Raw genomic sequence first — 23466 nt, 5'->3', positions numbered from 1 at the left:
TTCGCCACTCTGCAGCCTGGTACGCAAATTGCTGATGCTAATGACACCCTGCAAAAGGAGAGAAGCATGAAAGCAATCGTCATTGGCGCAGGCATTGGTGGCCTGAGCGCCGCTGTCGCGCTGGAAAAGGCGGGCATCGACTGTACCGTGTTTGAGGCAGTAAAAGAGATCAAACCCGTTGGCGCGGCCATCTCCATCTGGCCTAACGGGGTAAAATGCATGCAGCACCTCGGCATGGGCGACATCATTGAGACATACGGCGGGCCGATGCGCTTTATGGCCTACAAGGATCACCGGCGCGGCGATACGCTGACCCGCTTTAGCCTGGCCCCGCTGGTGGAGCGCACCGGTGGGCGTCCCTGCCCGGTCTCGCGCGCTGAGCTTCAGCGGGAGATGCTGGACTTCTGGGGTCGCGAGCGGGTGCAGTTCGGCAAGCGCGTCGAACATGTTCGGGAAGATGACGCTGGCGTCACCGTGACCTTCACCGACGGCAGCATGGCGACAGGCGATTTTCTGATTGCCGCCGACGGTAGCCACTCTGCGGTGCGCCCGTACGTGCTCGGGTATACGCCCGAGCGTCGCTACGCGGGCTACGTTAACTGGAACGGGCTGGTGAAGATTGATGAAGAAATTGCCCCTGCCCATCAGTGGACCACGTTCGTTGGAGAAGGCAAGCGCGTGTCGCTGATGCCCGTCTCCGGTGGCCGCTTCTATTTCTTTTTTGATGTCCCGCTTCCCCTCGGTCTGGCGGAAGATCGCACCACCCTCAGGGCCGATCTCACGGGTTACTTCCGCGGCTGGGCGCCGCCGGTGCAGAAGCTGATCGCCGCGCTGGATCCGGACACCACCAACCGCATTGAGATCCACGACATTGAGCCGTTCGACAGCCTGGTGCGCGGCCACGTGGCGCTGCTGGGCGATGCGGCGCACAGTACCACGCCGGATATCGGCCAAGGCGGCTGCGCGGCGCTGGAAGATGCGGTGGTGCTGGGAGACTGCCTGCGCGAAAACCACAACATTACGCTGGCGCTGCGGCAGTACGAAGCCCTGCGCTGCGACCGGGTACGCGACCTGGTGCTGAAGGCCCGCAAGCGCTGTGACGTCACGCACGGTAAAGATATGGCGTTAACCCGAGCCTGGTATCAGGAACTCAGGGAGGAGACCGGGGAGCGCATTATCAACGGTCTGTGCGACACCATTCAGGGCGGACCATTAGGCTGAACGTAAGAGGGATACACATGAATAAAGCACCTGTACCACCCGCCCATTGTACGTTTGAGCCAGAGGACTGGCTGCGCCTGGCAAAGTGCTGGCATCCGGTTGCACGCGCCTGCGACATCGGTGCGGCACCGGTCAAAGCGACCCTGCTGGACGAAGCGCTGGTTATCTACCGCGTAAAAGACCAGGTCGTGGTCGCCCGCGATGTTTGTCCGCATCGCGGCGTGCCGCTGTCGCTGGGCTTTCATGATGAACACGGGATTATCTGCCCCTACCATGGCCTGCGCTTCGGGGAAGATGGCCGCTGCAACCGCATTCCCTCCAGCCCCGATCAGCCGGTACCGGCGAAACTCAACCTGATTAACTACGCCGTGGAGGAGCGCTTTGGCTTGATCTGGACGTGTCTGGCGTTTGACCCGGACAACCCGATGCCGCTGCCCACTATGCCGCACTGGGATGACGATGGCTTTCAGCAGATCAACTGCCCGGCGTTTGAGGTGAATGGCTTCGCTGGCCGCCAGGTGGAAGGCTTTCTGGATGTGGCGCATTTCGCGTGGATCCATACCAGCACCTTTGCGGACCCGGATAACCAGCTCGTCCCGACCTATCAGCCACAGGAAACACCGTTTGGCTTTGTCGCGGATTACTGGAGTTCGGTGAGCAATTATCCTGCCAGCTCTGACGTGCAGGCGCCGGAAGGCTTCCAGTGGCTGCGCCATTTTGAAATGCACTTGCCGTTTACCGCCACCCTGACGATCCATTTTCCGGGTGAATCCCGGCTGGTGATCATGAACGCCGCGTCACCGGTCTCATCACGCGTCACCCGCATGTTCGCCCCCATCGCGCGCAACTTTGACCTGCATATTCCGGTGGAAGAGGTGCATGCCTTTAACCTGCGAATTTTTGAGGAAGACCGTTTGATGGTTGAAACCCAGCGCCCGGAAAGTTTGCCGCTGGATCTGACCCTGGAAGCCCATATTCCCGCAGATAAAAGCTCAATTGCCTATCGCCGGGGGCTGAAAAAAATGGGCTTTGGCGAATTTTTCCTGGTATGACGGAGGCCCGTATGTTGAGCGTGATTGTTGATGGACTGTGGCGTCAGGGGAACAAGAGCCTCGCGGTCAGGCTGGTAGCAGAAAACGGTGAAGCGCTGCCAGAGTGGCAACCCGGCGCGCATATTGACGTGCACCTGCCCTGCGGGGTTATTCGCCAGTATTCCCTGACCGGCAGCTGCGAAAATGAGGGTTATCTGATCTGCGTGGGACGGGAAACCGCCTCGCGCGGCGGGTCACGCTATATTCATGAGACACTGCGTCCCGGTCAGAAGCTGCTGATCTCTGCGCCGCGCAATCTGTTTGCCCTGCAGGAGGCCGAACGGGTGTTGCTGCTGGCTGCGGGGATCGGGATTACGCCACTGTATGCGATGGCCCTGGCGCTGGAGGCAGCTGGAACCCCGTTCACCCTGCACTATTATGTCAGACAGGCTGAAAGCGCGGCTTTCGCCCACGAACTGGCGCAGGTTGAACATGGTAATTGCGTTATTCATACCATCAGCCCGCGCACTCTGCTGGCAGAGCATATCCCGGTGGCTACGGCGGGGCTTCACGCCTGGGTCTGTGGCCCGGCAGGGTTTATGGAAAAAGTGCGTGACGTCGCCACGGCGAAGGGCTGGGATGAAGCCCACCTTCACAGCGAGGCGTTTCAGCCCGCTGAGCCTGTCAGTGGCGGAGAAGCCGGTGAGATCTTTACGGTCAAACTGGCCTCCACCGGCGAGCGCTGGCCGGTACCTGCAGATAAAACTATCGCCCAGGTGCTGCAGGAAAATGGCGTGGACGTTCCGTTGTCCTGCGAGATGGGGATCTGCGGTGCGTGTCTGACGCCGGTGATTGACGGCGTGGTGGATCACCGGGATAGCGTGCAGTCGGATGCGGAAAAAAACGGCCCGGACCAGCAAGTGGCGCTGTGCTGCTCGCGGAGTCACTCCGGGGAGCTGGTGATTGGACTGTAAAACGAAATAAATATCCTCCGGCATAGCCGGAGGTTTTCAGATGTGCCTGTAAGGCTCTGTTACCAGCCGCGTCCCGACTGCCACGCATAATCAATATGACTGGCCTGCTCGCGGGCCAGTGCTTCATCGCCCTGCAAGCGCGCCGCCAGGGTTAAGGCGAAATCGAACACCTTGCCCAGCCCGCGACCGCTTAGCAGATGGCCATCTTCCACCACGTCGGCATCGACGTACTGGCCATCGCTGACTGTTTTCCACACATCGCCGGAACAGACATAGCGGCGCCCCTTTAGCAGCCCGTTGCCGCCCAGCACACGGGCAGCGGCGGAGCAAATCGGGCAGATATATTTGCCCGCTTCATCATGGCGGCGAACGAAGGCGATCGCCTCCACGCTTTTCGCCAGGTTGACGCTGCCTTCCGGGCCGCCCGGTAACACCACCGCGTCAAAGGTCTGATCGAGGCTAGCTTTCAGGGTCCTATCCGCCACCATGGGGATGGCGTGGTAGCTCACCACTTCACGACTTTCACCACAGGCAATCGTCTGCACCGTAATATTCAGGCGGCGCAGGATATCGATAGTGACGATCGCTTCCCCCTCTTCAAAACCGGGGGCTAATAACACGGCTACGCTTTTCATTTTGCTCTCCATGGCTTCAGGGTTACCAGTACGGGTACCAAACCTGTCGCAGCCGCGCCAGCAGCTCAAGATAGAAATAGTCCCCCCAGCTACAGCACTGATCGACGCCCTTGCCGCTGCCCATATGATAAACCGAGTGCTGCAGCAGCCCCTCAGTCGGGTCGTCGTCATGGGCCAGGTAATTGTCGGTCAGCGACAGCGCAATGCGCAGCGCCATCTCTTCATAATATGCACGGTTTGCGTCGAGCGTCGGCAGCGCCCTGACCAGCTCCAGCAAACCACAGGCGGCAATCGCCGCCGCTGAACTGTCGCGCACGGCGTCAGTACCGAGCAGCGCCAGATCCCAGTGGCAAACATCATCTTCCGGCAGTCGGTTGAGGAAGTAGTGCGCCAGGCTGCGTGACAACTCAACCATCTGCTTATCGCCAGTGTGCTGATAGCTCAGCAGGAAGCCGTAAATGCCCCACGCCTGGCCGCGCGACCAGCACGAGGTATCGCTGTAGCCCTGATGGGTGTTGCCAAAGCGCGGCTCACCCGTCTGCACATCCATATAGTAGGTGTGATAAGTCGAAGCATCTTCACGCACGATATAGTTCGCTGCCTGCCCGGCGTGAGCCGTCGCCGCTTGCGCGTAACGTGGGTCGCCGGTCTGCTCGCTGGCCCAGTACAGCAGCGGCAGGTTCATATTGCAGTCGATGATCATTCGCCCCTGCTGTTCCGGGTCGTTTAAATCCCCCCATGCCTGAATGATGTTGGCCGTCGGGTTAAAACGCTCCATCAGGCGATCGGCAGCCAGCAGCGCCGACTGGCGAGCGGCTTCGTTGCCGGTGAGGCGCCAGGTACTGACGCAGGAGAGCGAATAGAGGAACCCGAGATCGTGCGTTGCGGTGTCAATACGCTGCTCAATACGCCGGGCGAACGAGGGTAAATAGCGCTCGGCGGCTTCGCGATAATGCGCTTTGCCGGTCATCTCCCACATCAGCCACAGCTGGCCCGGCCAAAAACTGGTTGTCCACTCCACGTTATCGGTACGCGGCCAGACCCCCTTCTCACAGGCTTCGCCGGGGAACTTATCGCCGAAGGCGACAATATTTTTGTCGAGCTTGCGCGTTACGCGGGTTAAGGCCGCTTCCAGCGTCTGGCTCAGTGCCAGCCGATCGACCTGATGCAGTTCGATCGGCCGCAGCGCTTCGGTGATAACAGATTTGGTCATAACAACTCCTGAATTAATGTTTGGCCGGTTCAACCGGGGCGGTGTCTAAAGCCGGAGCAAAAGGTCGTGAGGCATCGCGTTTCGACTGGCAGCGCGACAGCGTAAAAGCGGAAATCAGCGTAAAAAGCAGAGCGCAGCAGCCCATCAGCAGATAGGTATGCTCGAAGCCTATCTTGTCGTACAGATAGCCAGCAGGTGGCGCGACCACAATCGAGCCGACGTAAATCATCGCCTGGTACCCCAGCAGGTACATCGTGGCGTTAACCCGACGATGGAAATGTTCGGCGATGTATTTGAAGACCGAAATCAGCAGCAGCGCGATCTCAACGCCGTAAAACGGTTTGATGATGGAGATAACAATCGGATCGCTGGTCAGGCCGGATGCGATCAGCCGTGCCCCTACCACGCAGCCGCAGAACAGCAGTCCGCGCTTAGCGCCGTAGTGGTTCACCAGCCACGGGATAAACATCATCATCACGAACTCCATCCCCGACTGGACGGTGCTCAGGTAGCCGTACCAGGCGTTGCCCTGCTCTTTGGTAGCGAAGAACGACACGAAGTAGCGCGGGAACTGCTGCTCGGCGATAAACATCATCCAGGCCACCCCGGCGACGTAAAGGCTAAACATCCAGAATTTACGGTTTTTCAGCAGCATCAGCACATCGGCAAAGACGATCTTATTAGCGGAAATGACGCTGTTGTTGCGCAGCTGCTCATCGCCAATTTTGAGGCTAATCAGCACCAGCAGCATCAGTACCGAGGTCCCGCTGCTGAGCAGAAAGTTGGCCAGCGGCGTGACGTTAAACAACAGCCCGGAGACCGAGGCCGCCATCGCCCAGCCCAGCGAACCCCACATTCTGATGCGGCCAAACTCCAGCCCGTACAGGCGGCTAAAGCGGTCGGCGTAGGATTCAGAAGCCGCCACCCCGGCGTACCAGCCCAGACTCAGATACAGCGCGCCGATGATAATCCCGGCCATCGCATGGCTTTGCAGCAGCGGTTGGTACACCAGCGAGAAAAACGGTGCCATCAGCGCTGAAATGGCGCAGACAAAATAGAGCAGCCACTTGCTCATGCCGATTTTATCCATGATGTAGCCGTACACTGGCTTCAGGACCACCGCGAAGACGCCATTAATGGCGAACACGCTGCCAATGGTGATGCTATCGAGGCCCACTTTCTGGCTCAGCCACAAGGCATACAGGCCAAAGCTGGATGACCAGGTGAAGAAGTAAAGAAAAATAAAGGTACTCATTTTGTACTGCGCAGCACGTACGGACGATGATGTGCTCATAGCGATGCCTCCGGGGCCAGAACGAGCGTCGTTTCTTGTCGTGCCGTCACGAAGCGTACCGCGTCATCGCTTATGAAGGCCTGCGGGCAATGTTGCGGATCGAAGTCGGCGGCATTTCCCGCCCACACCGCGCTTATCAACAAATGGGTGCCGGGATCGAGCTCGTCACGCAGCACCGGCACCGCCGCGCGATCGGCGAACAACAGATTACTGTTTGGCGGCGTCACCACCGTCTCGCCGCGACGGGCATGCGGATGTAAAGCGAAAATCGCCGATACATCGCAGGCGTTGCGTAACCAGCAGCCGCCATCACTCTCCTGCATCTGCGGCAGTGGGCGGTTCGCCAGACTAAAGCCACCCTCCGCGCAATCGAGCGCGCGCCGGGTATTGATACGATGGACGCGCAGTTGCCAGTCACCCAACGCCAGCAGCCAACTGTCAATCACCACGTCGCGCCACGGCAGCCAGCGGCTGTAAATGGTGCCATCAGCGGTGACCACATGCTGGCATTCGCGGCGGCCGCGCCAGTAGTTATCCTTTTCAGCCAGCAGCAGCATCGAATCGGGGGCGGCGTGGTTCAGGCCGTAGCGTCCGCGTTCGATGGTGAAGCCAAAGCGGGTGGAATAGGCAAACTTGCAGTATTTCGCTTCGGTATTTACGAAGTTGTTCAGCTCAAGCTGACCAGACGTCAGCATCCACAGGTGATCGGCCTGATGCACTATCACTTGATCCGCGTGGACTATCGTGTGTTGCGCGGGCAGCGGCGGCAGCGGCAGTTCGGCCGACTGCCAGAAGGCATCGCCCTCATCTAACGCCAGTACCAGAAGGGTCTTCAGGCCCCAGTACGGCGAACCCGGCGCGTTGTAGTCTTCCGCCATCGCCAGATTCGGGTAGCTGTAACCGACGCTCAGCACGCCGTCGCGATCGAATATCGGCTGCGTCAGCCACCAGCGCAGATGGCGCAGAACGATGCCCTTCATCACGCCAGGCGAAAACACCTCCAGGCCAGCAAAGGCCGCCGCACTCCAGAACGCAGCCTCGGCAAAGCGGTAGGTCAGGCTACGGCCAAACGGGATCGCCGCGCCGTCTTCGGCAAAGAAATGGATGAAGTCAGAGGAGAAACGTGCGGCCCGGTGACGCAGCGTTGCACTACGCCTTGGATCGACATCGGCCATTAACTTCGCGTAAATCAGGCCATAGAAATGGAAGCCCATCGAGATGTAGTAGTCGCGCGGCCGGCCCGGGCCATCGGAGTACCAGCCATCGCCGAGATAGTAGTGCTCCATGGCCGCAAAATTTTCTTCCAGCGCCTGCGGGTTGGTTGGCATGCCGCAATAATGGAAGCCGACCTGCACCAGAATCGGAAAGAAGTGCCAGTTGTTATCGGGGATGTCCTGGGTCTCGCACTGCTTTAACCAGCGCCATAAATTCGCTTTCTCCGTCTCAGTGAAGTGTGCCAGCACGGTTTCGCCCGCCAGCGCCAGCAGCAGCCCGTAGGCCGCCATTTCGACGATTCGCTGATCGTAAGGTGCGACGTCGCCCCAGTAATCAGCGTGCTGCGGATTGGTGCCGTTTTTTATCGCCTGTAAATAGAACGAGAAATGTTGCGACTCACTGCCGCCAGCCAACAACGGCGTCACGCCCCACAGCAGGCGGGAAAACGTTTCCATGCTCGCGACCTGCTGGCCGTAATGCGCGGTAAAGTTCGCTAAATCAATGCGGCTGGCGTCGTTTTTAAACCAGGGCGCCACCGCGTTCAGCATGTCATTGACCAGCCGCAGCACCTCTTCCCGGCTTGTCAGTGGATTATCCAGATTGATGTTTTCAGGTTGCACAGGGTCCTCCCGCATAACACGAGGGTAGAGATAAGTTATTGTTATTAGGCTTTTTCAAGCCACGCGTGCGACGTCTGGATGAAGGGTAACTGCTTTTATTCAGGGTGCTGAGTGAGCAGACTCACAAAATTAAACCGCCATTTCATTTTCGCTGGATTTTGTCCTCCACGAGGGGGATAAATTACAACTGATGGCCTAAAAATTTAAATCTGTTGTCCTGGAGGTCAAATGGGTGAAACGCAACTGCTGGAACGCATCACGCTCGATCGGCAGGCCATTTCATTTAACCGCATGTACAGCACCAGCGCGATTTACTACCACTGGCATCAGTGCGTTGAATTGCTCTATATTTCCAGCGGCTACGGCATCGTGGTGGTGGATAATCAGCACTACACCGCGCGTCCGGGGCGATTATTTATCTTCCCACCCTTCCGTTTGCATAAAGTGCAGGTCGATCATAGCGATAAAAACCCCTATCACCGCACCACCATGCACATTGAGCAATCGGTCGTCGAGAGTGCGCTCAGCGCCTTCCCGCGTCATCAGGCCCGGTTCGCCGCGCTGGCCGCCAGCAATCTGCCGGCGCAAATTTACGATCTCAGCAACCACGCAGCGTTTATCGAAAGGATCCTTGAGCAGTTTCAGTGTCTGGAGGGTAACGAGCAGACCGCGGCCTGCGAGGTGGCGTTTCTGGTGATGCAGCTCATGACGTTTCTGCCCGAGCAGCCGCAGCGCTTCCCGCCGCGCCAGCAGACCATCGCCTCGCGGATTATGAGCTGGGTCGAAGCCCACTATGCCAGCAAGTTTTCGCTCGACCAGCTAGCCCAGGACATGGGGCTTTCGCGCAGCTATACCTCGCGAATTTTCCGCCAGCAGACCGGCGGGAGCATTCACGAATATTTACTGACCCGGCGGATAAAGAGCAGCTGCGATCTGTTACGGTACAGCGATGAGAGTATTGATGCCATTGCGCTGGCCGTCGGGTTTAGCGAGGTGACCTATTTCATTACCTGCTTTAAAAAGATGATGCGTCAGACACCGCTGCAGTATCGACGCAGTATCCTGAGTACCAGAACGTCCTGTTCCTGTATTTGACTGTCATTAGCGCATAAAAAAACCCAGGTCGCATAACGACCTGGGTTTCGTATTTGGCGGAAGCGTAGAGATTCGAACTCTAGAACCCTTTCGGGTCGCCGGTTTTCAAGACCGGTGCCTTCAACCGCTCGGCCACGCTTCCAAAGTGAGGCGCACTATAAACATCTATTAGCACCTTGTAAAGCAGGAATTTTTCTATTTTTGCGCGGATGCGTTTACCCGTGCCTCAGATGGCAAAAAACCCTGCGATATTGCTATCGCAGGGTTTTCGAATTTGGCGGAAGCGTAGAGATTCGAACTCTAGAACCCTTTCGGGTCGCCGGTTTTCAAGACCGGTGCCTTCAACCGCTCGGCCACGCTTCCTAAGTGAGGCGAACTATAAACACCTCACCGCACGCTGTAAAGAGCACGCGCATTCGTTCGCTTTAAAAATAGCCAAATTATGTTTAATCGGTTGAATAGACAACATATTGGCCATTTTCCCAGCATAAGATTCAGCGATTACGCTTAGTGCTTTTTGATGTACATATCTTTCGTGTAGTAGTACCCGAGCTTATCCGGCGTAAAACCACCGACCCACGGTTTTACCAGGTGCGTACGAACGTAGTGATACACCGGGATCGCCGGCACATCGCGCCCCAGCAGATCTTCCGCCTGCTGGTAGAACTTGCCGCGCTCGGCCGTGGTTTTGGCTTTTGCAGCGTTAACCAACGCCTGGTCATACTCCGGATTGCTGTACTGGCTGGTGTTTTCGCTGTCACCGGTGCGGAAATTGTTCAGGAAAGTGGCGGCGTCGTCGTAGTCCGCAATCCAGGCGTAGCGCACCGCGTCAAAGTTATGGGTGTGCATGGTATCGAGCATCGTTTTCCACTCCTGGTTTTGCAGCTTCGCCTCGACACCCAGATTTTTCTTCCACATCGAGCTGGCGGCAATCGCGATACGCTGGTGCGTTTCAGAGGTGTTGTACAGCAGATTAAAACTCAGCGGGTGGCTGGCGTTGTATCCCGCCTCTTCGAGCAATCTCTTCGCCTCGGCAAGTCGTTTTTCCCTCGGCCAGCTGGCGTAATCCGGGTTCTGTAGTTTGACCCCACCAATATCCGGCTGGCTGATGAGCCACGCCGGACGCTGTCCCTGCCCCATCACTTTATCTGCGATGATATCTTTATCGAGCGCCATATTGAGCGCCTTACGCACGCGGGGATCGTTGAACGGCGCGCGGGTGGTATTAAATTCGTAATAGTAGGTGGCAAGCTGAGGGGAGACATCCAGCTGGCTACCCAGCGTTTTCTTAAGCAGGGCGAACTGGTTGACTGGCACCGTGTAAACAATATCGATTTCACCCGCTTTGTAACGGTTCACATCTGCGGCCTCGGAGGTGATCGGCAGATACGTCACCTTGTTGATCACGGTATGGTCATTATCCCAGTAACGCGGGTTACGCTCCGCCACTATGCGTTCGTTGACCACCCACTGGGACAGCTTATAAGCCCCACTGGTAACGATATGTTCAGGCTTGGTCCACTTGTCGCCAAAGCGGCCAATCAGCACTTTGTCCACCGGCACCAGCGACGGGTGCGCCAGCATTGCCAGGAATGCCGCATTTGGCTGAGTCAATGTCACTTCCAGCGTGGTGTCGTTAATCGCTTTCACGCCCAGCGTATCGGGGGCTTTTTTCCCCTGCGCAATATCCGCACCATTCACAATGTGCATGTTGCCTGGATAGCTGGCATACGGTGAAGCGGTTTTAGGATCAACCAGACGCTGCCAGCTCCAGACCACGTCTTCCGCGGTGATGGCCGTGCCGTCGCTCCAGGTGATACCCGGACGCAAATGGAACGTCCAGACGGTGTTGTCCTTGTTCTCCCATTTTTCCGCCAGCCGTGGCTGAATGTCCCCCGCCGGGGACACACTGACCAGCCCATCGAATAAATCGCTGATAATATTGAATTCGACATCGCTTTCGACTTTATGTGGGTCGAGCGAAGCGGGCTCATTACCGTTGTTCCTGACCAGTTCCTGTTTATCGGCCAGCTGCGTTCCTGCCGGCACGTTAGCCGCCCAGGTTCCCGTGCTGGCGCACAGGATCCCGGCGGCTAATAAAGAGAGTGTAAAATGAGTGCGTGTTTGTGGTTTCATTTCCTTCGCCTTATTGTCTGTTTTGTGACGATCCGGAAATAACTCTTAGCGGCCTTATGGTAATAAGGCAATATTTTTCAGTAACCTATAAGAGCTTGATCTGATTAATTGCGCCAAACCGCTGTTCATACTGATGAAACGTCTTTCTGCAGAAGAAATAACCAGCTCCGGCGCTAACCTGCTGAGTAAAGATGGGTAAAACCACTTTGAGACTGGCGCGCCGTTTCCTATTCTTTCCGTTAATTACATCTGTCATAAGAGAGTGACTCATGGATCGTATAATTACTTCCTCACGCGACCGCACATCGCTACTCAGCACCCACAAGGTGCTGCGCAATACCTATTTCATGCTCAGCCTGACGCTGGCGTTTTCGGCGATCACCGCCACCGCCAGCACCGTGCTGATGCTGCCGTCTCCGGGGCTGATCCTGACGCTGGTGGGGATGTACGGTCTGATGTTCCTGACCTACAAAACCGCTGACAAACCGGTCGGTATTCTTTCCGCGTTCGCCTTTACCGGCTTCCTGGGTTACATCCTGGGGCCAATCCTGAACGCGTATCTGTCTGCCGGCATGGGTGATGTGATCGGTATGGCGCTGGGCGGCACCGCACTGGTGTTCTTCTGCTGCTCCGCCTACGTGCTGACCACCCGCAAGGACATGTCTTTCCTCGGCGGTATGCTGATGGCAGGTATCGTGGTGGTGCTGATTGGTATGGTGGCTAACATCTTCCTGCAGCTGCCTGCCCTGCACCTGGCAATCAGCGCGGTGTTTATCCTGCTGTCATCCGGCGCGATCCTGTATGAAACCAGCAACATCATTCACGGCGGTGAGACCAACTACATCCGCGCCACCGTGAGCCTGTATGTGTCGCTGTACAACATCTTCGTCAGCCTGCTGAGCATCCTGGGCTTTGCCAGCCGGGATTAAGCCAGAGTGCTGTGAACCGAGCCCCGCTTATGCGGGGCTTTGTTTTTTGGTACACTGCGGCGGTTTTGGACTGATGCGTGAATAACTATGTTGAGCTTTGAAGGTAAAGAGATCGAAACCGATAACGACGGTTATCTGAAAGACAGCCACCAGTGGAGCGAGGCGCTGGCGGAAGTGATTGCAGAAAAAGAGGCGATCGCGCTCTCCCCCGAACACTGGGAAGTGGTGCGCTTTGTGCGCGAGTTTTATCTTGAATTCAACACCTCTCCGGCCATCCGGATGCTGGTTAAAGCCATGGCCAATAAATTCGGTGAAGAGAAAGGCAACAGCCGCTATCTGTATCGTCTGTTCCCCAAAGGCCCGGCCAAACAGGCCACCAAAATTGCCGGCCTGCCTAAACCTGTGAAGTGCATTTAGTAGCGAATACCGAAGTTAACGTATTCCCGGCCGGGTTGGTGCGGTTCCGTTAAGACCTTATCAACCCGGGCACTGCGCGGCCCGCCCGCTTTCAGCCACGCTATCAGTTTTTCAACCTGCTCTGCCTCGCCACAGGCGACCACCTCAACGCTGCCGTCATCCATGTTTCGCGCGTATCCCGTTAGCCCAAGCGCAATCGCTTCGCGCTGGGTGCTGTAGCGGAACCCGACGCCCTGAACAACGCCGTGGACCCAGGCAATGGTGCAGATTTTTGACATTTTTCTTCTCCTTAACGTAGCGTTTTCGGTAAACAGCCATAGTGTTGCCGGAAACGGGCGGTGAAACGAGAGCTGGAAAGATAACCACATTGTAATGCGATTTCGCCAATCGGTAATCGGGTCGACTGCAGCTGTGACAGCGCCACGGCCATCCTCACCTCCTCCACAATCTGGCGAAACCCCTGTGACTCCTCGCGTAAGCGTCTGCGCAACGTCGGCACGCTTAAGGCCAGACGGCTGGCGACGTCCTGCGCCGTCCAGTCTCTGGCAGGCGACAGCATAATGAACTGATGCACCTGCTCAGTCAGGTTACTGTTTCGCTCAACAAGCAGCGGACCGGCCACTCCATCATGCAGCAATGCCAGCAACAGACCGAAAGCCTGATGTTTTTGTAGCGCCTCCGGTAAATCCTGACGCACGGCGTGCAGCAGGTTATCCCACATAAACGCCAGCCCCTCGCTCAGCGGCGCGCAGAGCGAATGCAGCGTCGTGCGCGGCCAGGATTTCAGGTAATGCGCTTTAAACTCGGAGACAATTTCCGGCGATAACATCAGTAAGTCCGAGTGAAACAGACCGTTCGCAGGCTGATTGATAATCTCCATCGCCGTATTGGCCGGGATAATAATCAGCTCATCCCGGGTGGCCACCAGGCGGTTATCGTCCTGAACAATCACCTTACTGCCGTGCGTGATATGACATATGGCCGGAAAAAAGAGTTTAACCTGGTGCAGGCGATGCATTTTGCTGGCACTCACTTCACCCGCGGTCAACTGTTTATGTCGAAAATGAAACTCCTGCACCGGGTCATCCTTATCTGCTGTAGGTTGCAGTTAACTGGGCTTTTTCCAGAACGTGACTGTTGATCATAAAACCGACCAGTGCGCCACTGGCGTTCATGTCGAGGGGCAATTTTTCTACGTTCAACGCCCAGACGGTAATCTGATAACGGTGGGGTTTGTCTCCCGCAGGTGGACATGCGCCGCCGAATCCAGAATAACCGAAATCATTACGCCCCTGCACAGCGCCAGCAGGTAATTTTTCACCATTTGGGTTACCGGCATCAGCAGGCAGCGTCGTGGTATTCGCAGGGATATTGGCTACCGTCCAGTGCCACCAGCCGCTGCCGGTGGGGGCATCCGGGTCATACACCGTGATCGCAAAACTTTTCGTACCCACTGGCGGATTTTTCCATGCCAGTTGCGGAGACTGATTACCCCCGTGGCAGCCGAATCCCTCGAATACCTGCTGTTGCGTTAAATGGCGCTCACCGGAAATATCCTGACTGGTCATATTGAAAGGCGTCGCGGCTAAAACCTGAAAACTTATCGCCGCCAGAGCGGCTGTTGTGATTACATTGCGCTTTTTCATGGGATTTCCTTTGCTGAACCGGAAGCCCTACTCTAAAGCCTGCTGCAATGTCGTAATGTGCCTGAACGATTTGATTTTGTGCCGAAACGCTCAATGCCATCCGCAGATGATTGCGCCTTGCTGAATGTGCTACTCTACGCGCCATTTCCCTGAAATCGACAGAACAGCAAATTATGAGTGTACGTTTAGTGTTAGCCAAAGGGCGCGAGAAGTCATTACTGCGCCGTCATCCCTGGGTCTTTTCTGGCGCGGTTGCACGTCAGGAAGGCAAAGCCAGTCTCGGTGAAACCATTGATATCGTTGACCATCAGGGTAAATGGTTAGCACGAGGCGCTTACTCCCCAGCCTCCCAGATCCGCGCGCGCGTCTGGACCTTCGACAAAGATGAAACCATCGACATCGACTTCTTCATCCGTCGTTTGCAGCAGGCGCAGCAGTGGCGCGACTGGCTGGCAAAACGTGATGGTCTTGACAGCTACCGCCTGATTGCCGGGGAGTCCGACGGTCTGCCGGGTGTGACCATTGACCGCTTCGGTAACTTCCTGGTTCTGCAGTTACTGAGCGCCGGGGCGGAATACCAGCGCGCCGCGCTGATCAGCGCCCTGCAGTCGCTGTTCCCGGAGTGCGCCATCTACGATCGCAGCGATGTGGCGGTGCGTAAAAAAGAGGGCATGGAACTGACCCAGGGCCCGGTGACCGGCGAACTGCCGCCTGCCCTGTTGCCTATCGAAGAGCACGGCATGAAGCTGCTGGTGGATATTCAGGGAGGTCATAAAACGGGCTATTACCTCGACCAGCGCGACAGCCGTCTGGCCACGCGTCAGTACGTTGCCGACAAGCGCGTGCTCAACTGCTTCTCTTACACCGGTGGCTTTGCGGTATCGGCCCTGATGGGCGGATGTGCGCAGGTGGTCAGCGTGGATACCTCGCAAGAAGCGCTGGATGTGGCGAAACAGAACGTTGAGCTGAACAAGCTGGATCTGAGCAAAGCCGAATTTATTCGCGACGACGTCTTCAAACTGCTGCGCAAATATCGCGACCAGGGCGAGAAGTTTGACGTTATCGTGATGGATCCGCCTAAGTTTGTGGAGAACAAAAGCCAGCTGATGGGTGCCTGCCGCGGCTATAAAGATATCAACATGCTGGCCATTCAGCTGCTGACCCCAGGCGGCGTGCTGCTCACCTTCTCCTGTTCAGGATTGATGACCACCGATTTATTCCAAAAAATCATCGCCGATGCCGCAATAGATGCTGGTCGTGATGTACAATTTATAGAGCAGTTCCGTCAGGCAGCCGATCACCCGGTGATCGCTACCTACCCGGAAGGGCTGTATCTGAAAGGGTTTGCCTGTCGCGTCATGTAACTTGAAAAGAGAAATATTGCCCGCACATACAGTGTAAGTAGTGTTTCCCGGGAGGTGACTATGATTGCCAGCAAATTCGGTATCGGCCAGCAGGTCCGCCACACTTTGCTCGGGTATTTGGGTGTGGTCGTGGATATCGACCCGGAGTATTCCCTTGATGAACCGTCGGCGGATGAGCTGGCGGTGAACGCAGAGCTTCGCGCCGCACCCTGGTACCATGTGGTGATGGAAGGTGACGATGGACAACCCGTCCATACCTATCTTGCTGAGGCGCAGCTAAGCAGTGAACTGCAGGATGAGCATCCGGAGCAACCCACGATGGATGAACTTGCTCAGACTATCCGCAAACAGCTACAGGCTCCGCGCCTGCGGAACTAAGCGTGTAAAAAAAGCCCGATAACGGGCTTTTTTTTATGACTTTGTCAGCCCCAGCCGGGGGATTTCGATCGCCGGACAGCGATCCATGACGACGTTCAACCCCGCATCCCGCGCCAGCACGGCGGCCTGTTCGTTAATCACACCCAACTGCATCCACAGGGTTTTCGCTCCGATGGCGATGGCCTCCTGCGCCACTCCCCATGCTGCCTCGGAATTGCGGAAGACATCCACCATATCCACCTTTTCCGGTACGTCGTTCAGCGTGGCGTATCCAGGCTGGCCCAGTAAGGTTTTACCGGCCACTTTCGGTGACACAGGGATGACGTGGTAGCCCTGATCGAGAAGGTACTTCATCACCCGATAGCTTGGACGATCCGGTTTATCGCTCGCCCCCACCAGCGCAATGGTGCGTGTGGACGTCAAAATCTCGGCAATATCATTCTCTTTCATGCTCATCCTCCTGGCTTTTTAACAAGTGTATGTCAAAGCGCACATCTCAACCATCCATCCCATACAGATGCATGAGGGCAAAAGACCATAATATGTCTATATGTTAGTAAACATGATTATCGACAAATTTAGATACATTATTGCGGTAAACGTATTATCGACAGGAGCCCCCTATGAAAACCGGCATTGCCACTGCTGTGATCGCGTTAGTGATGCCGGTTTGCGTCTTTGCAACCACGCTTCGGCTCTCTCCCGATATCGATCTGCTGGTGCTGGACGGGAAAAAAGTCTCCAGTTCGTTATTACGCGGCGCTGACAGCATTGAGCTGGATAACGGCCCTCACCAGGTGGTGTTTAGGGTGGAGAAAACCATCCGACTCGCTAACCATGAACAACGGATGTACCTCTCTCCCCCGCTGATTGTCAGCTTTAACACCCGGCAGGTCAGCCAGGTGAACTTTAATTTGCCGCGTCTGGAAACGGAGAAAGAGTCTGCGACGTTTGACGCCTCGCCGCGTGTGGAACTGGTGGATGGAGAGGCCATGCCGATTCCGGTGAAGCTGGATATTCTGGCACTGACCTCGTCACCGAAGGGCAATGATTATGAGGCCGCAACCCAGGCCTATAACAAAGCGGGTAAACGCGCCTCGCTGCCCCGGTTTGCCACCATGATGGCTGACGACAGCACGCTGTTGTCCGGCGTATCAGAACTGGATGTGATTCCCCCTCAATCCCAGACGCTGACGGAACAACGGCTGAAATTCTGGTTCCAGCAGGCCGATCCGGATACGCGAGCCCGTTTTTTACAGTGGGTGAAGCAACAACCTTCGTCGTGAGCCACATTTTTTTCTCCTTTCTCTTGCAGCCTCAGGCGGTTCCCGTCATCGTGTAGCCAGTTAACCTGATGGATATGATTATGGAACTGACAACACGCACGCTACCGGCACGCAAACACATTGCTCTGGTTGCGCACGATCACTGTAAACAAATGCTGCTTAACTGGGTTCGCCGCCATCAGTCCTTGCTGGAAAAGCACGCCCTCTCGGCGACGGGCACCACCGGTAACCTGATCCACCGTGAAACAGGCCTGGAAGTGAATGCGATGCTGAGCGGCCCGATGGGCGGCGATCAGCAGGTAGGCGCACAGATTTCTGAGGGGAAAATTGATGTTCTGATTTTCTTCTGGGATCCGCTGAATGCGGTTCCGCATGACCCGGACGTGAAAGCGCTGCTGCGCCTCGCCACCGTCTGGAATATTCCGGTGGCGACAAACCTGTCGACGGCGGATTTCATCATTGAATCACCGCAGTTTAACTCGCCGGTTGAGATCCTGATCCCGGATTATCAGCGTTATCTTTCCGACAGACTGAAGTAGCGTTATGCCCGGCGGCGCTACGCTTGCACGGGACGGCGTGTTTTGCAGGCCGGGTCAGGCGAAGCCGCCACCCGGCAATCCCGCTACGGCTTGCGCGCCACCGGCACATCAATACTCTTCAGAATATCGACAAACACTGACGGCTCCTCTTTGTTGAACAGCAGCCACACGCGATGACGCGCGCGGGTGATCGCCACGTACAGCAATCGCCGCTCTTCGGCGTCCGGGAAATCTTCCGGCACCGGCAGTAAGGCTTCCTCCATCACCGACTCACGGGCAGGCGCGGGGAATCCATCGCTCCCCTCTTTCAGCCCGACCACAATGACATAGTCGGCCTGCTGGCCTTTACTTGCGTGGATGGTCATAAAATCAAGCTGCAGCTTCGGCCAGCGAGTCGCCGCCTTCTCCAGCGCCGCCGGTTTAAGATGGTGATAGCGCGCCAGCACCAGAATACGTTCATCAGGCTTTGCGTAACCGCTGAGTTTGTCCAGCAGCGGCTCAAGCTGGTCATCCGCCAGCAGGGTCACGGCTTTTTTATCTCCCGCTCTCAGACTGTTGAGCGGCTTGGCCAACTGATGGGGGTTCTGCTGGATAAAGCGGTTAGCGATTTCACCAATTCGGGAGTTGAAGCGGTAAGTCGTGTCCAGATCGCTACGATCGCCTTCGCCAAAATAGTGATGGAACGCGGTGGTCAATGAAAGCTGCGCGCCGCTAAAGCGGTAGATGGCCTGCCAGTCATCACCTACGGCAAACAGAGAGGTATGTTTATTTTGTGCCCGTAATGCCGAAAGCAGTGCAGCACGCTGCGGGGAGATATCCTGGAACTCATCCACCAGAATATGTTTCCACGGGCTGACAAAACGCCCCTTCTCCAGAATGATGATGGCCTGATGGATAAGACCTGAGAAATCGACGGCGTTTTCCTCCTTCAGCGCCGTTTTCCAGGCTTTCAACAGCGGAGCCATCAGCTTGACCCGCTTTGAAAACAGGGCGCGAACAGACTCCGGCGCGCTTTCAATCATCTCCGCCTGCGATCCGCCATGCATCCGCATCAGACTCACCCAGCGGTCAAGACGCGAGCCGAGCCGGCGCGCCAGCTTTTCATCCTGCCAGAAGCTGCCTTCAGGCACCTCCCAGTTGAGCTCCTCTTCCAGCCACTGCCGCCACCCTTTCGCCTGTGCTTTTTTCTCGCTGCACTGCTGGCGCCACGTTTTAATAAACAGGGCCTGACGCGCCTGGGTGTCGTTTTCCAGTTTACTGATGGACGGGACTTTTTTGCTGCCCTGCTGAATGATGTGCAGCGCAAGGGCATGGAAGGTTCGCGCGGTGATATCCCGGGTGTGTAGCCGTTCCTGAATGCGTTCGTCCATCTCCTGCGCCGCCTTGCGACCAAACGCCAGCAGCAGGATCTGATCGGCGACGGCCTCACCCGTTGTCAGCAACCACCCCGCCCGCGCAACCAGCACGGACGTTTTACCGCTCCCGGCACCCGCAAGCACCAGCAGCGATTGTTCGCCGTTAACCACGGCGCGAGCCTGAGCAGGATTCAGCGGTGAAGACTCCACTGTGCTGAAGAAATCGGCGTAGCGGGTGAGCATTTCGTCAGTCCACGCCTGATTATGCGCCAGCCGGCTCTTGTCTGCATCGCTCAGCCAGGCCTGACACTGGCGCCAGGCGTCACGACAATTGTCGAATTCATTAAGGCGCGTCACCGGTAACGGTAGCGCCGTGAGTGCCTGCCTGATCTTTTGTTGCAGCCCGGCGGTCTGCTGACGGGTCAGCCACGTTTGTTGGGCATGACTCTGCGCAATATCATTCAGCACCTGCTGCAGGACTTGCGCGGCAATCACGCTCATATCGTGACTCCACTGCTGCCAGAGCTGGTTCAGATGATGATGAAAACGCTGGGTTTCGCCCCACTCCGTGCCATGAAGACGCACGACTTTATCGGCAGGCAACACAAATTCCAGTTCACCCCATACCAGCCCGCGCTTGCAGTGGATGGCCAGGAGCTGATTGAACGGAATAAGGTATTCGTGGCGTTCCCCGGAGACTTTCACTCCCGCGTTGAGGAGGACAACCTTGTCGTACGGGTGTTGCGCCAGGCGTTTGCCTATTGAAGTTGCTTTCAGTTCCATATCCAGCCGGATCCACGAAGAGATAATTGCCTGATAGTTTAACTGCCAGTTTTAAGGTGCTCCAGCCTAAAAAAACGTTACAATCATTGGGCGTTAATTTTATCGAAAGGAAGTGAGGGTTTATGCGTACCGTTCTGAATGTGTTGAATTTTGTGCTGGGCGGTTTTGCCACCACCCTTTCCTGGCTTTTTGCCACTCTGGTGAGCATCGTCCTGATTTTTACGCTTCCCCTGACCCGCTCCTGCTGGGAAATCACCAAACTCTCCTTTATCCCTTACGGGAATGAAGCCGTTCACGTCGACGAACTGAACCCGGAGAGCAAAAGCGCACTGATGAACACGGGTGGAACCGTGCTGAACATCCTGTGGCTGATTTTCTTCGGCTGGTGGCTGTGTGTGATGCATATTTTTGCCGGCATAGCCCAGTGCATCACGATTATCGGTATCCCGGTGGGGATCGCGAACTTTAAGATCGCCGCCATCGCTCTGTGGCCTGTCGGGCGCAGGGTTGTTCCGGTCGAAGTGGCCCAGGCGGCGCGTGAAGCGAATGCACGTCGTCGTTTTCAGTGATTAAGGACTGGCCGCGTCTATGCTAAGCCCACTGCTTCGCCGTTACACCTGGAACAGCTCCTGGCTCTATAACGTCAGGATTTTTATCGCACTTTGCGGCACGGTTGCCCTGCCGTGGTGGCTGAACGATGTCAAGCTCACCATTCCGCTCACGCTGGGGGTGGTTGCGGGGGCGCTGGCGGATCTGGACGATCGCCTTGCCGGGCGTCTGCGTAATCTGGTTATTACCCTCGTCTGCTTTTTTATTGCCTCCGCGTCCGTGGAGTTGCTGTTCCCGTGGCCGTGGCTGTTCGCTTTAGGCCTTACGCTTTCCACCAGCGGGTTTATTTTGCTGGGTGGGCTGGGACAGCGCTATGCCACCATCGCGTTTGGCGCCCTGCTGATTGCCATCTACACCATGCTGGGCGTTTCCCTTTACGACCAATGGTACCAGCAACCTGTTCTGCTGTTGCTGGGGGCCATCTGGTATAACCTGCTGACGTTAACCGGTCATCTGATCTTCCCGGTACGCCCTCTGCAGGATAATCTTGCCCGCAGCTACGAGCAGTTGGCCCACTACCTTGAGCTAAAATCCCGGTTGTTCGACCCGGATATCGAAGAGGAGAGCCAGGCGCCGCTCTACGACCTGGCACTGGCAAACGGCCAGTTGGTCGCCACGCTTAACCAGACCAAAGCCTCGCTGCTCACTCGCCTGCGGGGCGACCGGGGCCAGCGAGGGACACGCAGAACGCTGCACTATTACTTTGCCGCCCAGGATATTCATGAACGCGCCAGCTCGTCGCATGTGCAGTATGCCGCCCTGCGTGAGAAGTTCCGCTACAGCGACGTCATGTTCCGCTTCCAGCGCCTGCTGTCCATGCAGTCCCAGGCGTGCCAGCAGCTGGCACGCTCCATTCTGCTGCGCACGCCCTATCAACACGATCCGCGCTTTGAGCGCGTTTTCAGCCATCTCGATGCGGCCATTGACCGCGTGCGAGCCAGCGGTACATCGCCGGAGCATATAAAAGCGTTGGGATTTCTGCTCAACAACCTGCGGGCAATTGATGCTCAGCTGGCAACCATTGAATCTGAGCAGGCAATGGCGCTGCCGGGTAATGAGGCGGACAGCCAGCTTGTGGATGACAGCGTGCACAGTTTCAGCGATATGTGGCTCCGGCTAAGCCGCAACTTTACGCCGGAATCTGCCCTGTTTCGCCATGCGGTACGCATGTCGCTGGTGCTGTGCGTGGGCTACGCCTTTATTCAGGTCACCGGTTTACACCATGGATACTGGATCCTGCTGACCAGCCTGTTCGTCTGCCAGCCGAACTATAACGCCACCCGACACCGGCTTGCGCTGCGTATTATCGGCACGCTGGTGGGGGTCGCAATCGGGCTACCGGTGCTCTATTTCGTCCCCTCGGTGGAGGGCCAGTTGATCCTGATCGTGATCACCGGGGTGCTGTTCTTCGCCTTTCGTAACGTGCAGTACGCCCACGCGACGATGTTCATCACCCTGCTGGTGCTACTCTGCTTTAACCTGCTGGGTGAAGGGTTTGAAGTTGCCCTGCCCCGCGTGATCGATACTCTGCTCGGCTGTGCCATCGCCTGGGCGGCAGTGAGTTTTATCTGGCCCGACTGGCGTTTTCGTAATTTGCCGCGCGTCCTGGACAGGGCGATGAATGCCAACTGCCGCTATCTGGATGCCATTCTTGAACAGTATCACCAGGGACGCGATAACCGTCTGGCTTACCGCATTGCCCGACGCGATGCGCATAACAGCGATGCTGAACTGGCTTCCGTAGTCTCTAATATGTCAACGGAGCCGCGCGCCACGGCAGAAATTCGTGAAACGGCTTTCCGCCTGCTGTGCCTCAACCATACCTTCACCAGCTATATCTCTACGCTCGGTGCCCACCGCGAAAAACTGACAAACCCGGGTATCCTTGCCTTGCTGGATGATGCTGTCTGCTATGTCGATGATGCGCTACACCACCGCCCAGCCGATCAACCGCGTGTCCAGCAGGCACTGGATGAACTGGCTCAACGGATTGCGCATCTTGACCCAGGAAACGACAGCAAAGCGCCGCTGGTTCTCCAGCAGATTGGTCTGCTTATCGCTCTGCTGCCAGAAATTTGCCGACTGCAACAGCAAATTGCTACCTGGAGGAGCGATTCTCCTGTGGCTCAGGCAGCGCATTAAACCACTCCGTCAGCTCCCGGCGAATCTCCGCCGGGAGTGCCGCTTCATGCAGGCCCTCTATAGCCCCTTCCAGGGCAAACAGTACTTTAATACTGAGCGCTTTATTTTTTGCCCGCAGCTTTAGCCAGCTCGTTCTGGCTCCCAGCGACCGGAGGGTATCTTCGTTGGTAATCCCGGCTTCACAGAGCAGGACTTCCAGCTGAAAAGTCAGGTTGGGCAGATCCTTAAGCCGATTTCGCTGGTAGCGCTGTATGCGCTCTTTACGCGCGGCATTAAGCGCGTAAGAGGAAAGCTGAAGCAACCGCTCCCGGTCCTGCCAGAGTCCGTCATCCACACGATAGTAGTTAAGCAGGATCGGACGGCCGCGTTTCATTAAGGTCAAAAAGGAGGATCCGTTTTTGACACAGTACTTTGCACTTTCCTCACAGGCGCGAAGGTAAAGCTCACCGTCTGACACCATGGCAAACACCGCTTCATCGACGGCCAGGGTATAGCCACCAAAAAGCGCACGATGATGAATTTCTCCTAATGGAGAGAGGTATTCCTGGGATTTATAAATCCGTTCATAAGATATCTTTTTCATG

Annotated in this window: 23 protein-coding genes and 2 tRNA genes; 12 read left to right on the top strand and 13 right to left on the bottom strand. The window is 56.6% G+C overall.

Annotated features, from left to right (window positions below; genetic code table 11):
* Positions 1–66 precede the first annotated feature (66 nt).
* The 3 genes from hpxO to ACTJJI_RS03815 are packed head-to-tail and all read left to right on the top strand — an operon-like array spanning position 67 to position 3226.
* Positions 67–1221 (top strand): FAD-dependent urate hydroxylase HpxO, encoded by a 1155-nt coding sequence (gene hpxO / locus ACTJJI_RS03825; protein ID WP_046889761.1) that lies wholly within the window; start codon positions 67–69, stop codon positions 1219–1221.
* A 17-nt stretch (positions 1222–1238) separates the two neighbouring features.
* Positions 1239–2273 (top strand): molybdenum cofactor-independent xanthine hydroxylase subunit HpxD, encoded by a 1035-nt coding sequence (gene hpxD, locus ACTJJI_RS03820; RefSeq protein ID WP_096928482.1) that lies wholly within the window; start codon positions 1239–1241, stop codon positions 2271–2273.
* A gap of 11 nt (positions 2274–2284) precedes the next feature.
* Complete coding sequence (locus tag ACTJJI_RS03815; RefSeq protein ID WP_440653107.1) at positions 2285–3226, top strand: PDR/VanB family oxidoreductase; 942 nt, start codon at positions 2285–2287, stop codon at positions 3224–3226.
* A 59-nt stretch (positions 3227–3285) separates the two neighbouring features.
* On the opposite strand, the gene ACTJJI_RS03810 is transcribed toward ACTJJI_RS03815, so the two are convergent.
* Genes ACTJJI_RS03810 through ACTJJI_RS03795 form a run of 4 tightly spaced genes read right to left on the bottom strand, consistent with a single transcriptional unit; the run spans position 3286 to position 8203 of the window.
* The gene (locus tag ACTJJI_RS03810) at positions 3286–3861 is read right to left on the bottom strand and encodes a DJ-1/PfpI family protein (protein ID WP_440653105.1); all 576 of its coding nucleotides are present in this window, start codon (positions 3859–3861) and stop codon (positions 3286–3288) included.
* Positions 3862–3883: 22 nt separating this feature from the next.
* Complete coding sequence (locus ACTJJI_RS03805; protein WP_047362256.1) at positions 3884–5074, bottom strand: glycoside hydrolase family 88 protein; 1191 nt, start codon at positions 5072–5074, stop codon at positions 3884–3886.
* Between the two features lie 13 nt (positions 5075–5087).
* Complete coding sequence (locus ACTJJI_RS03800; protein ID WP_014831344.1) at positions 5088–6368, bottom strand: oligosaccharide MFS transporter; 1281 nt, start codon at positions 6366–6368, stop codon at positions 5088–5090.
* A complete protein-coding gene (locus ACTJJI_RS03795; RefSeq protein WP_440653102.1) occupies positions 6365–8203 on the bottom strand; it encodes a DUF2264 domain-containing protein in 1839 nt (612 codons plus the stop codon). Before ACTJJI_RS03795 ends, ACTJJI_RS03800 begins: the two co-directional genes overlap by 4 nt.
* A gap of 228 nt (positions 8204–8431) precedes the next feature.
* Here ACTJJI_RS03795 and ACTJJI_RS03790 point away from each other — a divergent pair, with 228 nt between their 5' ends.
* On the top strand, positions 8432–9298 hold the full coding sequence (locus ACTJJI_RS03790) for an AraC family transcriptional regulator (protein WP_014831342.1): 867 nt from the start codon (positions 8432–8434) through the stop codon (positions 9296–9298).
* Positions 9299–9352: 54 nt separating this feature from the next.
* On the opposite strand, the gene ACTJJI_RS03785 is transcribed toward ACTJJI_RS03790, so the two are convergent.
* The 3 genes from ACTJJI_RS03785 to ACTJJI_RS03775 all read right to left on the bottom strand — a co-directional run bounded on the left by ACTJJI_RS03785 (position 9353) and on the right by ACTJJI_RS03775 (position 11434).
* A tRNA-Ser gene (locus ACTJJI_RS03785) sits at positions 9353–9440 on the bottom strand.
* A gap of 133 nt (positions 9441–9573) precedes the next feature.
* Positions 9574–9661: transfer RNA gene (locus ACTJJI_RS03780), tRNA-Ser, on the bottom strand.
* Positions 9662–9805: 144 nt separating this feature from the next.
* Positions 9806–11434, bottom strand: a complete 1629-nt coding sequence (locus ACTJJI_RS03775) for an ABC transporter substrate-binding protein (protein ID WP_046888180.1) — start codon at positions 11432–11434, stop codon at positions 9806–9808.
* 269 nt (positions 11435–11703) lie between these two features.
* On the opposite strand from ACTJJI_RS03775, the gene yccA reads away from it, so the two are divergent.
* Both yccA and tusE read left to right on the top strand, forming a co-directional pair.
* Positions 11704–12363, top strand: coding sequence for an FtsH protease modulator YccA (gene yccA / locus ACTJJI_RS03770; RefSeq protein ID WP_013097244.1), 660 nt, complete (start codon positions 11704–11706; stop codon positions 12361–12363).
* A gap of 87 nt (positions 12364–12450) precedes the next feature.
* Complete coding sequence (gene tusE, locus ACTJJI_RS03765; protein ID WP_013097245.1) at positions 12451–12780, top strand: sulfurtransferase TusE; 330 nt, start codon at positions 12451–12453, stop codon at positions 12778–12780.
* Here the strand turns inward: tusE and yccX are convergent.
* From yccX to ACTJJI_RS03750, 3 genes are read right to left on the bottom strand one after another with little or no spacing between them, the layout of a single operon-like run.
* Positions 12777–13058, bottom strand: coding sequence for an acylphosphatase (gene yccX / locus ACTJJI_RS03760; protein ID WP_221346125.1), 282 nt, complete (start codon positions 13056–13058; stop codon positions 12777–12779). The genes tusE and yccX overlap by 4 nt on opposite strands.
* A gap of 11 nt (positions 13059–13069) precedes the next feature.
* Positions 13070–13858: a helix-turn-helix transcriptional regulator gene (locus ACTJJI_RS03755; protein WP_440653098.1), complete on the bottom strand. Its 789-nt coding sequence runs from the start codon at positions 13856–13858 to the stop codon at positions 13070–13072.
* A 10-nt stretch (positions 13859–13868) separates the two neighbouring features.
* Positions 13869–14426, bottom strand: coding sequence for a kinase inhibitor (locus tag ACTJJI_RS03750; RefSeq protein ID WP_440653096.1), 558 nt, complete (start codon positions 14424–14426; stop codon positions 13869–13871).
* Between the two features lie 173 nt (positions 14427–14599).
* Here ACTJJI_RS03750 and rlmI point away from each other — a divergent pair, with 173 nt between their 5' ends.
* Together rlmI and hspQ are read left to right on the top strand one after the other, a co-directional pair.
* Complete coding sequence (gene rlmI / locus ACTJJI_RS03745; RefSeq protein WP_440653094.1) at positions 14600–15790, top strand: 23S rRNA (cytosine(1962)-C(5))-methyltransferase RlmI; 1191 nt, start codon at positions 14600–14602, stop codon at positions 15788–15790.
* Positions 15791–15850: 60 nt separating this feature from the next.
* Positions 15851–16168 (top strand): heat shock protein HspQ, encoded by a 318-nt coding sequence (gene hspQ / locus ACTJJI_RS03740; protein WP_013097248.1) that lies wholly within the window; start codon positions 15851–15853, stop codon positions 16166–16168.
* A 33-nt stretch (positions 16169–16201) separates the two neighbouring features.
* Here the strand turns inward: hspQ and ACTJJI_RS03735 are convergent, their stop codons facing one another.
* On the bottom strand, positions 16202–16618 hold the full coding sequence (locus ACTJJI_RS03735; protein ID WP_014831322.1) for a CoA-binding protein: 417 nt from the start codon (positions 16616–16618) through the stop codon (positions 16202–16204).
* A 173-nt stretch (positions 16619–16791) separates the two neighbouring features.
* Between ACTJJI_RS03735 and csgI the strand changes: the two genes are divergently transcribed.
* Together csgI and mgsA are read left to right on the top strand one after the other, a co-directional pair.
* Positions 16792–17454: a curli synthesis inhibitor gene (csgI, locus tag ACTJJI_RS03730; protein WP_153908177.1), complete on the top strand. Its 663-nt coding sequence runs from the start codon at positions 16792–16794 to the stop codon at positions 17452–17454.
* Between the two features lie 80 nt (positions 17455–17534).
* Positions 17535–17993: a methylglyoxal synthase gene (mgsA, locus tag ACTJJI_RS03725; RefSeq protein WP_095455525.1), complete on the top strand. Its 459-nt coding sequence runs from the start codon at positions 17535–17537 to the stop codon at positions 17991–17993.
* Between the two features lie 83 nt (positions 17994–18076).
* Here mgsA and helD read toward each other — a convergent pair whose 3' ends face one another.
* Positions 18077–20131, bottom strand: coding sequence for a DNA helicase IV (helD, locus tag ACTJJI_RS03720; protein ID WP_440653091.1), 2055 nt, complete (start codon positions 20129–20131; stop codon positions 18077–18079).
* A gap of 122 nt (positions 20132–20253) precedes the next feature.
* Between helD and ACTJJI_RS03715 the strand changes: the two genes are divergently transcribed.
* Both ACTJJI_RS03715 and yccS read left to right on the top strand, forming a co-directional pair.
* Positions 20254–20700 carry a YccF domain-containing protein gene (locus tag ACTJJI_RS03715; RefSeq protein ID WP_014831318.1) on the top strand — a complete coding sequence of 149 codons (447 nt, stop codon included), beginning with the start codon at positions 20254–20256 and terminating at the stop codon, positions 20698–20700.
* A 19-nt stretch (positions 20701–20719) separates the two neighbouring features.
* Complete coding sequence (yccS, locus tag ACTJJI_RS03710; RefSeq protein ID WP_440653089.1) at positions 20720–22882, top strand: YccS family putative transporter; 2163 nt, start codon at positions 20720–20722, stop codon at positions 22880–22882.
* Here yccS and ACTJJI_RS03705 read toward each other — a convergent pair.
* Entirely contained in the window at positions 22839–23465 is a 627-nt protein-coding gene (locus ACTJJI_RS03705; RefSeq protein ID WP_013097255.1) for a TfoX/Sxy family DNA transformation protein, read from the bottom strand. The genes yccS and ACTJJI_RS03705 overlap by 44 nt on opposite strands.
* Position 23466: the final 1 nt, after the last annotated feature.

The organism is Enterobacter sp. 22466, from assembly GCF_052044775.1.
Classification (GTDB): domain Bacteria; phylum Pseudomonadota; class Gammaproteobacteria; order Enterobacterales; family Enterobacteriaceae; genus Enterobacter; species Enterobacter dissolvens.
Note: the sequence above shows the minus strand (reverse complement) of the source record. Positions and strands in the feature narration are given on the sequence as shown.

Coding starts and splice junctions, on each gene's coding strand:
- hpxO (WP_046889761.1), top strand. CDS start 67: ATGAAAGCAATCGTCATTGGCGCAGGCATTGGTGGCCTGAGCGCCGCT.
- hpxD (WP_096928482.1), top strand. CDS start 1,239: ATGAATAAAGCACCTGTACCACCCGCCCATTGTACGTTTGAGCCAGAG.
- ACTJJI_RS03815 (WP_440653107.1), top strand. CDS start 2,285: ATGTTGAGCGTGATTGTTGATGGACTGTGGCGTCAGGGGAACAAGAGC.
- ACTJJI_RS03810 (WP_440653105.1), bottom strand. CDS start 3,861: ATGAAAAGCGTAGCCGTGTTATTAGCCCCCGGTTTTGAAGAGGGGGAA.
- ACTJJI_RS03805 (WP_047362256.1), bottom strand. CDS start 5,074: ATGACCAAATCTGTTATCACCGAAGCGCTGCGGCCGATCGAACTGCAT.
- ACTJJI_RS03800 (WP_014831344.1), bottom strand. CDS start 6,368: ATGAGCACATCATCGTCCGTACGTGCTGCGCAGTACAAAATGAGTACC.
- ACTJJI_RS03790 (WP_014831342.1), top strand. CDS start 8,432: ATGGGTGAAACGCAACTGCTGGAACGCATCACGCTCGATCGGCAGGCC.
- ACTJJI_RS03775 (WP_046888180.1), bottom strand. CDS start 11,434: ATGAAACCACAAACACGCACTCATTTTACACTCTCTTTATTAGCCGCC.
- yccA (WP_013097244.1), top strand. CDS start 11,704: ATGGATCGTATAATTACTTCCTCACGCGACCGCACATCGCTACTCAGC.
- tusE (WP_013097245.1), top strand. CDS start 12,451: ATGTTGAGCTTTGAAGGTAAAGAGATCGAAACCGATAACGACGGTTAT.
- yccX (WP_221346125.1), bottom strand. CDS start 13,058: ATGTCAAAAATCTGCACCATTGCCTGGGTCCACGGCGTTGTTCAGGGC.
- ACTJJI_RS03750 (WP_440653096.1), bottom strand. CDS start 14,426: ATGAAAAAGCGCAATGTAATCACAACAGCCGCTCTGGCGGCGATAAGT.
- rlmI (WP_440653094.1), top strand. CDS start 14,600: ATGAGTGTACGTTTAGTGTTAGCCAAAGGGCGCGAGAAGTCATTACTG.
- hspQ (WP_013097248.1), top strand. CDS start 15,851: ATGATTGCCAGCAAATTCGGTATCGGCCAGCAGGTCCGCCACACTTTG.
- ACTJJI_RS03735 (WP_014831322.1), bottom strand. CDS start 16,618: ATGAAAGAGAATGATATTGCCGAGATTTTGACGTCCACACGCACCATT.
- csgI (WP_153908177.1), top strand. CDS start 16,792: ATGAAAACCGGCATTGCCACTGCTGTGATCGCGTTAGTGATGCCGGTT.
- mgsA (WP_095455525.1), top strand. CDS start 17,535: ATGGAACTGACAACACGCACGCTACCGGCACGCAAACACATTGCTCTG.
- helD (WP_440653091.1), bottom strand. CDS start 20,131: ATGGAACTGAAAGCAACTTCAATAGGCAAACGCCTGGCGCAACACCCG.
- ACTJJI_RS03715 (WP_014831318.1), top strand. CDS start 20,254: ATGCGTACCGTTCTGAATGTGTTGAATTTTGTGCTGGGCGGTTTTGCC.
- yccS (WP_440653089.1), top strand. CDS start 20,720: ATGCTAAGCCCACTGCTTCGCCGTTACACCTGGAACAGCTCCTGGCTC.
- ACTJJI_RS03705 (WP_013097255.1), bottom strand. CDS start 23,465: ATGAAAAAGATATCTTATGAACGGATTTATAAATCCCAGGAATACCTC.